The sequence below is a fragment of the Bacillus sp. JH7 genome (assembly GCF_001563515.1).
Classification (GTDB): Bacteria; Bacillota; Bacilli; order Bacillales; family Bacillaceae_G; genus Bacillus_A; species Bacillus_A cereus.
The window spans coordinates 335,153-349,766 of sequence record NZ_LPUS01000001.1; the positions used below are offsets into that span (position 1 = coordinate 335,153).

The following is a 14,614-nucleotide window of genomic DNA, read 5'->3' on the forward strand; positions in this document are numbered from 1 at the left end:
GGAGGGAAAATCTATGGCTCGTAAAGTATTAGTAATGGGTGAAGTTCGTGATGGATCGCTACGTAACGTTTCTTTTGAAGCGGTAGCAGCAGCAAAAACAATTGCAGAAGGCGGTGAAGTAGTAGGTCTTCTAATTGGAGACAGCGTTGCCTCTTTTGCAAATGAATTGATTCATTACGGTGCAGATCGCGTTGTGACAGTTGAAAATGATAAATTAAAATCATATACATCTGATGGTTATGCACAAGCGTTTTTAGCTGTACATGCTGAAGAAAATCCAGAAGGTATTGTCTTTGGACATACAGCACTTGGCAAAGATTTATCACCAAAATTAGCAGCGAAGCTTGAAGCTGGTTTAATTTCTGACGTAACTGCTTTAGAGGTTGAAGGTGGAAATGTTATCTTCACTCGTCCAATTTACTCTGGTAAAGCATTCGAGAAGAAGATTGTAACAGACGGCATCTTATTTGCGACAGTGCGTCCAAATAACATTGCAACTCTGGAAAAAGATGAGTCTCGCAGCGGTGACGTATCTTCTATTACAGTTGATGTGAAAGATTTACGTACAATCATTCAAGATGTTGTCCGTAAAACAGCAGAAGGTGTGGATCTTTCTGAAGCGAAAGTTATTATCGCTGGTGGACGCGGTGTGAAGAGTGAAGAAGGCTTTAAACCATTAAAAGAGTTAGCTGACGTACTAGGCGGCGCTGTTGGGGCATCTCGTGGTGCTTGTGACGCTGAATACTGTGATTACTCATTACAAATTGGTCAAACTGGTAAAGTTGTTACCCCAGACTTATACATTGCATGTGGTATTTCTGGTGCGATTCAGCATTTAGCAGGTATGTCTAACTCAAAAATAATCGTTGCGATTAATAAAGATCCAGAAGCAAGTATCTTTAAAGTAGCTGACTACGGTATTGTCGGTGACTTATTCGAAGTTGTACCTCTCTTAACAGAAGAGTTTAAAAAGTTAAAAGTACATTCATGATTTTAGTACCCTTGAGTTCCAAGTGAAGTACCCCTATATATAGAAAAAGGTGAGAGATCCCCTGTCTCTCATCTTTTTAGTATTTAATCCGTATTTTTATATAGTATAAAGGAACATTTTTTTGTTACAATACATAACGATACATATTATTCGCCACGTATATAAGTTAATGATATACTCTTGGTAGAATATACTTGAAGGAGGAAATAAAATGGCAATTGTAAACGCAAATGACCAAAGCTTCGCAGCTGAAACTAGCGAAGGTGTTGTATTATTAGATTTCTGGGCACCTTGGTGTGGACCTTGTAAAATGATCGCTCCTGTATTAGAGGAAATCGATGCAGAACTAGGCGAAAAAGTAAAAGTAGTAAAAGTAGACGTTGATGAAAACCAAGAAACTGCTCGTCAATTCGAAGTAATGAGCATTCCAGCTCTTTTCGTATTAAAAGACGGTAAAGTAGTTGATCAAGCGTTAGGTTACAAACCGAAAGAAGCGTTAGTAGAATTAGTTTCTAAACACTTCTAAAATAAAAAAGCTACCATTTGGTAGCTTTTTTTATTTTCTTTTTTACAGTCTTTCCGTTACAATAAAAGAACGTATGTTGGGTGTTTGGGCATAGTATGTTTTCAAGGGAAAATAAAAATGCTAAGTATGTAGAAATGGAGGGAGACGAGTGCACGAACATTTGAAAGAGAAGTTGGCTATTTTACCAGATCAACCTGGTTGTTATTTGATGAAAGATAAGCAAGGAACGGTTATATATGTCGGAAAGGCAAAAGTGCTTAAAAATCGTGTGCGCTCGTACTTTACTGGTTCACATGATGGGAAAACACTGCGGCTTGTAGGAGAAATTGTTGATTTTGAATATATTGTAACTTCTTCGAATTTAGAAGCACTTATTTTAGAGTTAAATCTAATTAAAAAATATGATCCGAAATATAATATTCAATTAAAAGATGATAAAACATATCCTTTTATTAAAATTACAGCGGAGAAGCAACCTCGCTTACTCATTACTCGAAACGTAAAAAAAGATAAAGGGAAATATTTTGGTCCTTATCCAAATGCACAATCTGCTCATGAAACGAAAAAACTGCTAGATCGTATGTATCCACTTCGGAAATGCACGAATATGCCAGATAAAGTTTGTTTGTATTATCATATGGGTCAATGTTTAGCACCTTGTGTGAAAGAAGTGACGGAAGAACAAAATAAAGAAATTGTAGATGAAATTATTAAGTTTTTAAATGGTGGACATAAAGAAGTTCGTTCAGAACTAGAAATAAAAATGTATGAGGCTTCAGAGAAACTAGAGTTTGAACGTGCAAAAGAGTTGCGTGATCAAATTGCTCATATTGATGCGATTATGGAAAAACAAAAGATGATTATGAGTGACTTAGTGGATCGTGATGTGTTTGGATATGCAGTGGATAAAGGATGGATGTGTGTTCAAGTTTTCTTCGTTCGAAAAGGAAAGCTAATTGAACGTGATGTTTCTATGTTTCCAATTTACGATGAACCAGAAGAGGGTTTTTTAACGTTTATCGGCCAATTTTATGAAAACAGTAGTCATTTTAAGCCGAAGGAGATTGTCGTTCCAGGAAGTATAGACTCGGAATTAGTAGAGCGCTTTTTAGAAGTGGAAGCGACGCAGCCGAAACGTGGTAAGAAAAAAGACCTTGTAGAATTGGCAAATAAAAATGCGAAGATTGCTCTTGAAGAGAAGTTTTACTTAATTGAACGTGATGAAGAACGAACGATTAAAGCGGTAGATCATTTAGGGAAGCAGCTTGGGATTGAAACGCCATATCGTATTGAAGCGTTTGATAACTCAAATATTCAAGGAACAAATCCCGTTTCTGCAATGATTGCTTTTATCGATGGGAAACCGGCGAAGAAAGAGTATCGAAAATATAAAATTAAAACGGTTCAAGGACCAGATGATTATGAGTCTATGAGAGAAGTTGTGAGGCGCCGTTATACAAGGGCGCTTAAAGAAAATTCACCTTTACCTGATTTGATTATTATTGATGGAGGAAAAGGCCATCTAGCGGCTGCAAGTGATATTTTAGAGAATGAGCTCGGATTATATATTCCGATGGCAGGTCTTGTAAAAGATGATAAACATAAAACCTCCCATTTAATTATTGGGGATCCACCGGAACCTGTGATGCTTGAGAGAAATAGCCAAGAATTTTATTTATTGCAGCGTATTCAAGATGAGGTGCATCGATTTGCGATTACATTCCATCGTCAATTACATGGGAAATCTGTCATTCAATCAGCATTGGATGATATTCCAGGAATCGGTGATAAACGGAAAAAGGTATTGTTAAAACATTTTGGTTCATTAAAGAAGATGAAAGAAGCTTCTATAGAGGAATTTGTCGAAGCGGGTATGCCGAAAAATGTCGCGGAGACGATTTATACGTATTTAACAGATAAGAAGACGTTGTAGTTTACAACGTCTTCTGTTTTTTGGTATAATTTCTGAAGATTTAAAATAAACGCATCTGAATGAAAATACAAAAAAGTCAACTAAACTGATATGTCTAGTTGACTGTAGGTAATGCTTACACTTCAATGAGATCTTTTATATCCCATTTTACAAGAAATGTAATAGAGTCAGAACGTTTTTTCTTTTCTTCGTATGACTCTGCAACGACGTTCCGTTGCTTTTGGATTTGTTCAGCGATGAATCCGGCTTCTAGTTGATAAGAAGAATGTCGTTTTTGTTTTTGACGTTCTGCGATGAGTGTGCCTTTAAGTTGGAACTGCATTTCACGACGCTTATGTTCAACAATGCTTAAAGTGCCCCAGCCAGCCTTTTCAAAGAACTGAATGACTTCTTCAATTGTTTCTAGCGGATATTTTCTTGCAAGGTTTCTACCAGACCAGTATAAAATACCATCTAAATCGTTGCCGATTAAATCAGGTAGTAATTCTTCACGTAGCAATTCATAAGCGAAGGCGTTCAATGAAACATCTTCTAAAGATGTTGTATCGATTGTATTTTTACTCACAATATTCCCCTCTTTCTATAGGGATTATTATATAACATTTCACATTTATAAAAACAGATTTTTCTTTAGGAAAATCTGAATATATAAGAAGAAAAAAAGAATTGGCAAATTATATGCAAATTATGTATACGTTTTCTTGACGCTTCGACAAAAATAGGAGTAAAATGAACTTGGTATCAAATTATGCTGAAATATTTCGAATAATTTTTTCAGTTTTTCTTATGCCAATAGTGAAAAAACATTATTGTCATAAACTAATCTGAAAACAGCAGTCAAACATTCAAGGGGGGTAATGGGGACATGAAAGGCCGCGAGTATACGTTTCGTAAGTGGCACTCATTAATGGGGGTCATCCCGGTTGGTGTCTTTTTGACGCAACATTTAATTGTAAACAACTTTGCAACACGAGGAGCAGAGGCTTTTAACAAAGCTGCAGGCTTTATGGAGCTCCTTCCATTCCGGTATGCGCTAGAAATTTTCATCATCTTTTTACCGATACTGTACCATGCTATATATGGCTTATATATTGCATTTACAGCTAAGAACAATGCGGTTTCTTACGGTTATTTCCGTAACTGGATGTTCGTTTTCCAAAGAATTTCAGGTATCGTTACGCTGATCTTCATTTCTTGGCATGTCTGGGAAACTCGTATTCAAGCAATGTTAGGTAAAGAGGTAAACTATGATATGATGGCAGATATTTTAAACAATCCAGCTATGTTTGCATTCTACTTAGTTGGTGTTGTTTCAACAATTTTCCACTTTGCAAATGGACTATGGACATTCTGCATCAGCTGGGGAATTACAGTATCTCCACGTTCACAAAGAATCTCTACTTATGTAACATTAGCTATTTTCTTAGGTTTATCTTATGTAGGTGTGAGTGCATTATTAGCGTTCATCGATCCACAGCTAGCAAACCAGTAAGGAGTGGGAGAGCATGAAAGGGAAACTTATAGTAGTCGGCGGTGGCTTGGCTGGCTTAATGGCAACGATTAAAGCGGCAGAAGCAGGAGTAAATGTTGAACTGTTTTCTTTAGTACCAGTAAAACGTTCACATTCTGTATGTGCTCAGGGCGGAATTAACGGTGCCGTAAATACGAAAGGTGAAGGGGATTCTCCATGGATCCACTTTGACGATACAATTTATGGTGGGGACTTCTTAGCGAACCAACCACCAGTTAAAGCAATGTGTGAAGCAGCACCTGGTATCATTCATTTAATGGACCGTATGGGTGTTATGTTCAACCGTACGGAAGAAGGACTTCTTGATTTCCGTCGATTTGGTGGAACGCAACATCACCGTACAGCATTTGCTGGTGCAACAACTGGACAGCAATTACTTTACGCATTAGATGAACAAGTACGTCGTCACGAAGTAGCAGGACTTGTAACGAAATATGAAGGTTGGGATTTCTTACGAGCTGTTGTTGATGATGAAGGTGTGTGCCGAGGAATCGTTGCACAAGACTTACAAACTATGGAGATTAGAAGTTTCGGAGCAGATGCCGTAATTATGGCAACAGGGGGCCCTGGTATCATTTTCGGAAAATCAACAAACTCCATTATCAATACAGGTACAGCAGCTTCTGCTGTATATCAACAAGGCGCATATTATGCAAACGGTGAGTTCATTCAAATTCACCCAACGGCAATTCCTGGAGACGATAAATTACGTCTTATGAGTGAATCTGCACGTGGTGAAGGTGGACGTGTTTGGACATATAAAGATGGTAAACCATGGTACTTCTTAGAAGAAAAATATCCGGCTTACGGAAACCTTGTACCTCGTGACATCGCGACGCGTGAAATCTTTGATGTTTGCGTAGAGCAAAAACTAGGTATTAACGGTGAAAACATGGTGTACTTAGATCTTTCTCATAAAGATCCAAAAGAACTAGATATTAAACTAGGTGGAATTATTGAAATCTATGAGAAATTTACAGGGGATGATCCTCGTAAACTACCGATGAAAATCTTCCCAGCTGTTCACTATTCAATGGGCGGACTATGGGTTGATTATAAACAGATGACAAATATTCCAGGTTTATTTGCAGCAGGTGAGTGTGATTATTCTATGCACGGTGGTAACCGTCTTGGTGCGAACTCACTATTATCAGCAATTTATGGTGGTATGGTAGCAGGACCAAACGCAATTGAATATATGAAAGGTCTTTCTAAATCATCTGATGCTGTTTCATCTACTGTATATGAGCAAAATGAATTAATCGAAACAGAGAAATTTAACAATATTTTAACGATGGATGGTAACGAAAATGCGTATGTTCTTCATAAAGAGCTTGGAGAATGGATGACAGATAACGTTACAGTAGTTCGTGAAAATAAAAAATTATTAGAAACAGATGCGAAAATTGAAGAATTAATGGCTCGTTACAAACGTATTAACATTAACGATACAGCAAGATGGAGTAACCAAGGTGCTTCATTTACACGCCAACTTGCAAATATGTTTGAGTTAGCACGTGTTATTACAATTGGCGCATATAACCGTAATGAGAGCCGTGGGGCGCATTACAAACCTGAATTCCCAAATCGTGATGATGCAAACTTCTTAAAAACTACGATGGCAAAATTTGAGGGAGAAGGAAATGCACCAGCATTCCATTACGAGGACGTTGATATTTCATTAATTAAACCGCGTAAACGTGATTATTCTTCAAAACACGATGTAGCTGCTAAGGGTGAAGAGAAGGGGGATAAACAACATGTCTGAGAAAACAATCCGCCTCATCATTACGAGACAAGACGGGCCAGATGCGCAAGCGTTTGACCAAGAGTTTGAAATTCCATATCGTCCGAATATGAATATTATCTCAGCACTTATGGAAATCCGTCGTAATCCCGTTGATTCAAAAGGGAACCAAACAACTCCGATTGCATGGGATATGAACTGCTTAGAGGAAGTATGTGGTGCATGTTCGATGGTGATTAACGGAAAACCACGTCAATCATGTACGGCACTTATCGATCAATTAGAGCAACCAATTCGCTTAAAACCGATGAAGACATTCCCGGTTGTACGTGACTTGCAAGTTGATCGTAGTCGCATGTTTAATGCTCTAAAACGCGTTAAAGCGTGGATTCCAATTGATGGTACGTATGACCTAGGTCCAGGACCAAGAATGCCTGAGAAAAAGCGTCAATGGGCTTATGAGCTTTCAAAATGCATGACATGTGGTGTTTGCTTAGAATCATGTCCAAACGTAAACAGTAAGTCTGATTTTATTGGACCAGCACCGTTATCACAAGCTCGCTTATTCAACTCACATCCAACGGGTGAAATGCATAAAGCAGATCGCTTACGTGCAATTATGGGAGATGGAGGACTAGCAAACTGTGGTAACTCTCAAAACTGTGTGCAATCATGTCCGAAGGGTATTCCTTTAACAACTTCAATTGCGGCATTAAACCGTGATACAACAATTCAATCGTTCAAAGATTTCTTTGGTAGCGATAATAACTATTAATAAATATTGCCTCTTCATATCGAAGAGGCAATATTTATAACTTTATTTTTCTGTTTATTCTGTTTATTTAAAGGTGAAAAGGGGAGATAACAATGAAGAGGATTTCTTATATTGAAGACTTTGAGCAATGGGAAAGTGGTTTTTCGTTTTACAACCCTGTAAAGGTTCGTTTTGGTGAAGTAGATATGTTTGGACATGTAAATAATGTCGTTGCTTTTACTTATTTTGAAGAAGCTCGTATTGCGTTGTTTAAAGAACTTGGATTTATGCAAGAGTGGACACATGCATCATCAGAAACGATGATCGTTGTTGCGGATTTACAATGTAATTTTATTAAGCAAATATATTTTGATGAACAGCTGAAGGTGTATGTAAAGGCAGGATCGGTCGGGAATTCTTCTTTAGATTTACATTATATGGTGAAGAATGCAGCAGGAGAGGTTTGTTTAGTAGGTCGTGGAATGATGGTTCAAGCGTCGAAAAAAACAGGAAGAGGCGAACCATGGCCTGAAGAATGGAAGAAGAAATTACTACAATAATAGAGTGAAAGAAAAATAAGAGAGCAATTTGCTCTCTTATTTTTTGTCTTCCATCGCTTCTTCTAATGTTAAGTGATGTTTATATAGGTATGTAGCGTATGGATTACCAACGTAGCGTAAGTGCCATGGTTCATATGCATATTCTGTTGTATCTGTTTTATCTTCTAAGTAACGAATGACAAAGCCGAATTCATGAGCGTGTTCTGCGACCCATTTTCCTTCTGCTGTCTCTCCGAAGATAGGCTCTAATTGAAATTTAGCTGATTTTGAACTAATATCCATTGCTAAACCCGTTTGGTGTTCACTTGTACCAGGAATTGCGCTTACCGAATTAGCTTCGGCTTTTCCTTGGCGTCTAACGTATGTATCATGCAACGATTTTTGGCGTTTGTATGAACGATAACCAGATACAGCTGTAAGATCAAGTCCTTCTTTTTTCGCAGCTTTAAACATGTTTTCAAGTGCCTCTGCAGCATCTTTTCGCAGCAATGTTTTTTCTTTATCTTTTGGACTAATAAATGGTACATTTGGTCTCGTTAAGTCTTCAGGAATGTATCCATCTGGTAGTTTTCGATGTTTATTAATTAAGACAAGATTAGATTTGGGATTTGTTACCACTGAAAAGTCATTGTCTATTTTCTTTGCATTATGATCAGCTTTTGGAAAAGCAGGAATCTCTTCTTTTTTATGGTTATTATGCTTTTGACTTTCGACAGCTTTTGCTTCATTATGTAGTGGTGTTTTAGAACCAAAGTAAGCGAAAGATGTGATCCCGATTACAATAGTAGTGGCAGAAATAATTATTATCTTTTTCATGATGCCTTGTAATCACAGTCCCTTCTTAATAAAATGTGTAATGTTTTTTTTATTATAAATCTAGTTTGTTGGAAAAGGAATATAAGAGTCATAACGTAATAGAAATGCAAAGAAAATGTCAGAAAATGTGTGAATTTGTAGTATTTTTTTATATAATTCATTTCTTATCTTTCATGAAATGCATTTTTTATGTAATATATATACATAAGAAGATGTAGCGATTATCGAGAATAGAGAACTTCTTGTATAGACTGGGAGTGAATGGGAATGGATTTTGCAACAATTATTGGACTTATTTTAGGATTTGTAGCAGTGGTAGTAGGGATGGTCGTCAAGGGCGCTGACATAACAGCCTTATTAAATCCTGCCGCAGCATTAATTATTTTTATTGGTACATTTGCTGCAGTATGTATTGCATTTCCGATGAATCAACTAAAAAGGGTTCCAAAACTATTTAAAGTTCTTTTTGGTTCAAATAAAAAGGATTTAAGTTATGAACAGTTGCTAGAATTATTTGTTCATTGGACATCTGAAAGTAGAAAATACGGTATTTTGTCTTTAGAGCAACAATTAGACAAAATTCAAGATGAATTTCTTTTGCGCGGTATGAAATTTGTGATTGATGGCGTATCCGCAGAAGATTTGGAGCAGATTTTGGAATCTGAATTAGAGGCAATTGAAGAAAGACATGCAAAGGGAGCTGCTATTTTTTCACAAGCTGGTACGTATGCACCGACATTAGGAGTTTTAGGTGCTGTTATCGGTCTTGTAGCTGCGCTTGGTAACTTAACTGATATTGAAAAGTTAGGTCATGCTATTTCGGGTGCGTTTATTGCAACGATTTTTGGTATTTTTTCAGGTTATGTATTATGGCATCCATTTGCAAATAAGTTAAAGCAAAAATCTTCAGCTGAAATTGAGAAAAAACGTTTAATCATTGATTGTTTATTAATGTTACAAGAAGGTACATATCCGTTTATTATGAAGAACCGCATTTTAGGTGCACTTTCTGCAACTGAGCGTAAAAAGCTAGAAAAAGGAGCAGAAAAAAATGCGGAGTAAGAAAAATAGAAGAGGCAAAAAGAAAAAACATGATGAGCATATCGATGAAACATGGTTAATCCCATATTCTGATATGTTAACGTTGTTATTTGCATTGTTTATCGTTTTATTCGCAATGAGTAGTATAGATGCTGCGAAGTTTAAACAGATGGCAGTTGCTTTTCGAAGTGAATTAGCTGGGGGAACAGGTAACAAAGAATTTTTAAGTGATCAAAAGCCAAATGATGAAAAAGAATTATCAGCAAGTAGCCTTGAGGCAGAACAAACAAAAAAACAAGAAGAAGCTAGAGCTAAAGAAAAAAAAGAGATGGATGAATTGAAAGCATTACAAAAAAAGATTGATCAATATATTAATGAAAAACAATTATCCTCTTCTTTTCAAACTAAATTAACTGAAAAGGGATTAATGGTGACAATATTAGAAAATATACTGTTTGATTCGGGGAAAGCAGATGTGAAATTAGAATCTTTAGGGATTGCAAAAGAGATGTCTAGCTTACTTGTTTCAGCGTCACCTCGTGAAATTACAGTATCGGGTCATACGGATAATGTCCCTATTGCCAATGCGCAGTTTGCGTCGAATTGGGAATTAAGTACGCAGCGGGCAGTTAATTTTATGCAAGTATTACTGCAAAATAAAGAATTACAACCAGAAAAATTTAGTGCGATTGGATACGGAGAATACCGTTCAATTGCTCCAAACGATACACAAGAAGGAAAGGCAAAGAATAGACGTGTGGAAGTATTTATCTTGCCTTTAACAGAGAAAGTAAAATAAAAGAGGATGGCGAATGCCATCCTCTTTTATTTTACTTCAAATGATTTTAAGTTGTCGCGACGGATTTTATCTTTTTCTGCATCTGATTTTTTGAAATCATAATCATATAAAGCGCCTTCCCAATCGCCATACATTGGATTCGGGAAAATAATGAATTTCTCACCAAATTGTGCTTTTGAATCTGCTACTGTTTGGTTACGATCTTTTACAGATTTTCCATCAAAACCTGTGAAATCAGATAAGTTATCACCGAAGAATAAGACAATATCATGGGTTTGAGAAACGAGTTCACGGCGTTTTTCTTTTCCTTTTTCTTTCGGATCTTGTAGTAATATATGTTCTTTCGTTGCTTGAGGAGCACCTACACGCTCAAGATTTTTAATTGTTGCATCTAGTTGATTCGTTTTACGATTTGAGATGTAGTAAATATCTACACCTTTAGACTCTGTATATTTTAAGAAATCAATTGCACCTGGAAGGGCTTCAGCCTCAGCTTTGTTAATCCAATCATCCCATTTGTAAGGATAGCCTTTGCCTGTTTTTACGCTCATTGCTTGATGAGGACTGTTATCTAAAACAGTTTCGTCTAAATCAAGCACGATAGCAGGTTTTTTCTCTGTCCCTTTTGCAAGAATTGCATCAAGCTTTAATTGACCAATGTTGTACCCTTGGTAGTAAAGTGCTTTCGTTTCACCGGCTGTTTGATACCATAAATCAGCCATTAATTGTTGTTCTGTTAATTTTACTTTCTCTTCTTTTGCCACTGTTTTCTCTGGTGTTCCTGAACATGCTACAAGTGATGTAGATAGAACCGCTACAGATAATAAAGTGGTAATGCCCCTTTTCATCTTCATATGTATCCTCCTTGATGTTAGAAAATCATTTTATATTATATATTAAAATATAATATTTTTATATGAACATTTGCATATTGTCTTTTGTATATATAGTAGTATGTCCTATATTAGAAAGATGAGCAAAATAATAATAGTTGTTTTGACAATTTTTATTGTCGTAATGACAATTATAATTGACAAAAAGAACTTTGTTATTTACAATTTTAACTAAATAGAACAAATGATGGATTCATGACGATGTTTACATATAAGAGGATGAAGCGCGGTGCTATATTTTGTCTTGAATAAACATAGTCTTTGAAAGAGAGTACGAATGATACTAAAGGGGAGGCTTTATACTTGAGTTTACAAATTCAAAACTTAACGAAACAATTTGGGGAATCAAAAGCAGTTAACGGTTTGCAAATTTCGTTACCAAAAGGTGAAGTACTAGGGTTACTTGGACGAAATGGTGCAGGGAAAACAACAACAATCAAAATGCTCCTCGGATTATTAACGCCTAATGAAGGTTCGATTACATGGGATGGAAAAGCATTTGGAAATAGTGGTGTAACAATTGGGTATTTACCAGAAGAAAGAGGTTTATATACAAAAAGTAGAGTAATAGATCAGCTGCGATATTTTGGTAGATTAGAAGGAATGTCGAAGAAAGAAGTGGATCACGCTATTGATCACTGGTTAGAGCGTTTAGCGATACCAGAATATAAATTTAAAACGGCTGGAGAGCTTTCAAAAGGGAATCAGCAAAAAATCCAATTAATTGCTGCTCTTCTTCATAATCCGGAACTTCTCATTTTAGATGAACCATTCAGCGGCCTCGATCCAGTTAATGCTGGGATGTTAGCTAGTATTATTGAAGAACAAGTACAGAGCGGAAAGACGATTATTTTATCAAGTCATCGTATGGAACAAGTAGAGGCTTTTTGCCAACATGTATGTATTTTGAAAAAAGGTGAAGCAGTCGTAAAAGGACAGCTAAGTGATATTAAGAAAGAATACGGTTTCCGTAATTTAACGATTGAAGATACAGTAGAGAATGAAAAGGGATTAGAAGCTATACATGTATCGTATGAAAAACAACAAGGCCTTCTTTATGTGAAAGTACAAGACGATGCGGAAGCTCTCAAGATTTTGCAACAGTTGCAAGAGCAAGGTGTTAGCTTACGACAATTCAAAATGTTAGAGCCGACGTTAAACGAAATCTTTGTAGAGAGGGCGAAATAACGATGCGTAAATTTTCTCACGTATTTTCATTTTATTTTAGGGAAGCATTTTTATCTAAAAAATCATTAATTACGAGTGCGATTTTATTTTTAGTTGTGTTTGGGATTTTTGCATTTAATCATTTTACTTCAGGCGATGATAAAAATAAGGATAAAGATAAAATTGCAGTTGTAGTAGAGAGTTCCACATATAAAGTACAAAAAGATGAGCTAAATAAGCTATTGCCATCAGCAAAAATAACAATTGGTTCAAAGGATGATTTTGATAAACTGCATAAGCAAGTAGAAGAAGGCGATTTAGATGGTCTATTCCATGTGACGGAAAAGGATGGGGCTCCATCGATTACATATATGTATAATGGATTTCCAAGCCAAGCAACTTCTGCAATTATGGCAGGATATTTAAAGCAACAATATACGATGGTGACGATTGCCAAAAATAATGTTTCAACAGAAATTGCACAGCAATTACAAACAGAAATTCAAGTAAAGCAAGAAGCGATAAAAGATCGTACATCTTCTTTCGGAATTGCCTATTTCTTTACATTTGCTTTATATATGTTTATTGTAGCGTTCGGAAATACAATCGCAATGAATATTGCATCTGAAAAGGCGTCACGTGTAATGGAAGTAATGCTTCCGAAAGTGAAGCCTCTTACGATGATGTATGCGAAAATTTTAGCGGTTGTTTCAACGGCGTTATTGCAACTTGTCATATTGGCGTGTGGTTATCTTATTCCATATTTGTTAGGTTGGGTCGATTTAGAAAGTGCCTCACTATTTGGTATTCCAATTGACTTTACGAAATTAGATGCAAAGGTTATCAGCATGTTTCTTGTTTATTTCATTACGGGATATTTACTTTATGCGATGATGTATGCTGCTGCTGGAGCTGTCGTGTCTAAGACGGAGGATTTACAAGCGGTATCTTTCCCGGTAATGATTTTAATTATGGCTGCATTCTTTATTAGTATTAAATCATTAAGTGATCCGAATAGTACTATCGTCGTTGTAAGTTCTTACGTTCCATTTTTTACACCGATGGTTACCTTCTCACGTATTGTAGCTGGTGAAGCAGGTATGCTAGAAATTACGATAACATTAGCAGTCTTATTGGCGACAATTGCGGTATTAAATGCTGTTACAAGTCGCATTTACGTAAACGGCGTAATGAATTACTCAGATAAAGTGAAATTTAAAGATTTAGCGAAATTTATAAAGCGTCAATAATGAGAGAAAAGCATGATTTCCTATTGAAATCATGCTTTTTCTTTATGTATAAATTAAAAATAGTATATAATGATAAGAGTCGTCTTTTAATAGAATGAATAAAAAGGAGGGTGTGCAGATGGGGATTAGTAGTCGTTTTACAGTAGGTGTTCATATGCTGACATTACTTGCGATAGATCGAAACTCTCGCTGTACCTCTGAATGGATTGCCGGTAGTGTGAATACAAATCCAGTTGTGATTCGTCGCATTACAGGAATGTTGAAGAGAGCAGGACTTGTTGATGTACAAGCTGGTAAAGGTGGTACGACACTTGCTCGAGATTTAGAAGAAATTACATTACTTGATGTATATAAAGCAGTGGAAGTTGTAGAAGAAGGACAGCTATTTTCCTTCCATGAAAATCCCAACATTGAATGTCCAGTAGGAGCTAATATTCAATCAGTATTAGAAATTATTTTAATGCAAGCGCAAGAAGCGATGGAAAACGTACTTGCAAATGTAACGGTAGATCAATTAGTTACAAATTTAAAGTCTAAAATGAAAGAATAAAAAAAGCGAGCTTCCTCATAATGAGGGCTCGCCTTTTTTTATTCAGAAATATTGAA

General features: G+C 36.3%; 15 protein-coding genes. 12 read left to right on the top strand and 3 right to left on the bottom strand.

Features of this window, described 5'->3' with window-relative positions; all coding sequences use genetic code 11:
* Positions 1 to 13 precede the first annotated feature (13 nt).
* The 3 genes from etfA to uvrC all read left to right on the top strand — a co-directional run bounded on the left by etfA (position 14) and on the right by uvrC (position 3,450).
* Positions 14 to 991: an electron transfer flavoprotein subunit alpha gene (gene etfA, locus AU379_RS01845; protein ID WP_000101943.1), complete on the top strand. Its 978-nt coding sequence runs from the start codon at positions 14 to 16 to the stop codon at positions 989 to 991.
* A gap of 211 nt (positions 992 to 1,202) precedes the next feature.
* On the top strand, positions 1,203 to 1,517 hold the full coding sequence (gene trxA / locus AU379_RS01850; protein ID WP_001018943.1) for a thioredoxin: 315 nt from the start codon (positions 1,203 to 1,205) through the stop codon (positions 1,515 to 1,517).
* Between the two features lie 148 nt (positions 1,518 to 1,665).
* On the top strand, positions 1,666 to 3,450 hold the full coding sequence (uvrC, locus tag AU379_RS01855; protein WP_000544296.1) for an excinuclease ABC subunit C: 1,785 nt from the start codon (positions 1,666 to 1,668) through the stop codon (positions 3,448 to 3,450).
* Between the two features lie 115 nt (positions 3,451 to 3,565).
* Here the strand turns inward: uvrC and AU379_RS01860 are convergent, their stop codons facing one another.
* Positions 3,566 to 4,015, bottom strand: coding sequence for a YslB family protein (locus AU379_RS01860; protein ID WP_000042226.1), 450 nt, complete (start codon positions 4,013 to 4,015; stop codon positions 3,566 to 3,568).
* A 300-nt stretch (positions 4,016 to 4,315) separates the two neighbouring features.
* Between AU379_RS01860 and sdhC the strand changes: the two genes are divergently transcribed.
* From sdhC to AU379_RS01880, 4 genes are all read left to right on the top strand, one after another.
* Complete coding sequence (gene sdhC / locus AU379_RS01865) at positions 4,316 to 4,942, top strand: succinate dehydrogenase cytochrome B558 (protein ID WP_000678354.1); 627 nt, start codon at positions 4,316 to 4,318, stop codon at positions 4,940 to 4,942.
* Positions 4,943 to 4,955: 13 nt separating this feature from the next.
* A complete protein-coding gene (gene sdhA, locus AU379_RS01870; RefSeq protein ID WP_000676750.1) occupies positions 4,956 to 6,749 on the top strand; it encodes a succinate dehydrogenase flavoprotein subunit in 1,794 nt (597 codons plus the stop codon).
* Entirely contained in the window at positions 6,742 to 7,503 is a 762-nt protein-coding gene (sdhB, locus tag AU379_RS01875) for a succinate dehydrogenase iron-sulfur subunit (RefSeq protein WP_001291827.1), read from the top strand. The genes sdhA and sdhB overlap by 8 nt, the downstream gene beginning before the upstream one ends.
* Positions 7,504 to 7,595: 92 nt before the next feature.
* Complete coding sequence (locus AU379_RS01880; protein WP_000822734.1) at positions 7,596 to 8,042, top strand: thioesterase family protein; 447 nt, start codon at positions 7,596 to 7,598, stop codon at positions 8,040 to 8,042.
* 36 nt (positions 8,043 to 8,078) lie between these two features.
* On the opposite strand, the gene AU379_RS01885 is transcribed toward AU379_RS01880, so the two are convergent.
* Positions 8,079 to 8,858, bottom strand: coding sequence for a M15 family metallopeptidase (locus AU379_RS01885; RefSeq protein ID WP_000720201.1), 780 nt, complete (start codon positions 8,856 to 8,858; stop codon positions 8,079 to 8,081).
* 267 nt (positions 8,859 to 9,125) lie between these two features.
* Between AU379_RS01885 and motA the strand changes: the two genes are divergently transcribed.
* On the top strand, positions 9,126 to 9,920 hold the full coding sequence (gene motA / locus AU379_RS01890; protein ID WP_000344853.1) for a flagellar motor stator protein MotA: 795 nt from the start codon (positions 9,126 to 9,128) through the stop codon (positions 9,918 to 9,920).
* Positions 9,910 to 10,698: a flagellar motor protein MotB gene (motB, locus tag AU379_RS01895; protein ID WP_001256735.1), complete on the top strand. Its 789-nt coding sequence runs from the start codon at positions 9,910 to 9,912 to the stop codon at positions 10,696 to 10,698. Before motA ends, motB begins: the two co-directional genes overlap by 11 nt.
* A 26-nt stretch (positions 10,699 to 10,724) precedes the next feature.
* On the opposite strand, the gene AU379_RS01900 is transcribed toward motB, so the two are convergent.
* Positions 10,725 to 11,552, bottom strand: a complete 828-nt coding sequence (locus AU379_RS01900; RefSeq protein WP_000782768.1) for a 5'-nucleotidase, lipoprotein e(P4) family — start codon at positions 11,550 to 11,552, stop codon at positions 10,725 to 10,727.
* Between the two features lie 342 nt (positions 11,553 to 11,894).
* Here AU379_RS01900 and AU379_RS01905 point away from each other — a divergent pair, with 342 nt between their 5' ends.
* The 3 genes from AU379_RS01905 (at position 11,895) to AU379_RS01915 (ending at position 14,558) form a co-directional block, all read left to right on the top strand.
* A complete protein-coding gene (locus AU379_RS01905) occupies positions 11,895 to 12,779 on the top strand; it encodes an ATP-binding cassette domain-containing protein (RefSeq protein ID WP_000058117.1) in 885 nt (294 codons plus the stop codon).
* A 2-nt stretch (positions 12,780 to 12,781) separates the two neighbouring features.
* A complete protein-coding gene (locus AU379_RS01910) occupies positions 12,782 to 14,008 on the top strand; it encodes an ABC transporter permease (protein ID WP_001224977.1) in 1,227 nt (408 codons plus the stop codon).
* 118 nt (positions 14,009 to 14,126) lie between these two features.
* Positions 14,127 to 14,558, top strand: coding sequence for an Rrf2 family transcriptional regulator (locus tag AU379_RS01915; protein WP_000512998.1), 432 nt, complete (start codon positions 14,127 to 14,129; stop codon positions 14,556 to 14,558).
* The last annotated feature ends 56 nt before the right edge of the window (positions 14,559 to 14,614 follow it).

What these genes read in the sequence shown, in the direction of transcription:
- etfA (WP_000101943.1), top strand. Translation starts at nt 14, where the DNA reads ATGGCTCGTAAAGTATTAGTAATGGGTGAAGTTCGTGATGGATCGCTA.
- trxA (WP_001018943.1), top strand. Translation starts at nt 1,203, where the DNA reads ATGGCAATTGTAAACGCAAATGACCAAAGCTTCGCAGCTGAAACTAGC.
- sdhC (WP_000678354.1), top strand. Translation starts at nt 4,316, where the DNA reads ATGAAAGGCCGCGAGTATACGTTTCGTAAGTGGCACTCATTAATGGGG.
- sdhA (WP_000676750.1), top strand. Translation starts at nt 4,956, where the DNA reads ATGAAAGGGAAACTTATAGTAGTCGGCGGTGGCTTGGCTGGCTTAATG.
- sdhB (WP_001291827.1), top strand. Translation starts at nt 6,742, where the DNA reads ATGTCTGAGAAAACAATCCGCCTCATCATTACGAGACAAGACGGGCCA.
- AU379_RS01880 (WP_000822734.1), top strand. Translation starts at nt 7,596, where the DNA reads ATGAAGAGGATTTCTTATATTGAAGACTTTGAGCAATGGGAAAGTGGT.
- AU379_RS01885 (WP_000720201.1), bottom strand. Translation starts at nt 8,858, where the DNA reads ATGAAAAAGATAATAATTATTTCTGCCACTACTATTGTAATCGGGATC.
- motA (WP_000344853.1), top strand. Translation starts at nt 9,126, where the DNA reads ATGGATTTTGCAACAATTATTGGACTTATTTTAGGATTTGTAGCAGTG.
- motB (WP_001256735.1), top strand. Translation starts at nt 9,910, where the DNA reads ATGCGGAGTAAGAAAAATAGAAGAGGCAAAAAGAAAAAACATGATGAG.
- AU379_RS01900 (WP_000782768.1), bottom strand. Translation starts at nt 11,552, where the DNA reads ATGAAGATGAAAAGGGGCATTACCACTTTATTATCTGTAGCGGTTCTA.
- AU379_RS01910 (WP_001224977.1), top strand. Translation starts at nt 12,782, where the DNA reads ATGCGTAAATTTTCTCACGTATTTTCATTTTATTTTAGGGAAGCATTT.
- AU379_RS01915 (WP_000512998.1), top strand. Translation starts at nt 14,127, where the DNA reads ATGGGGATTAGTAGTCGTTTTACAGTAGGTGTTCATATGCTGACATTA.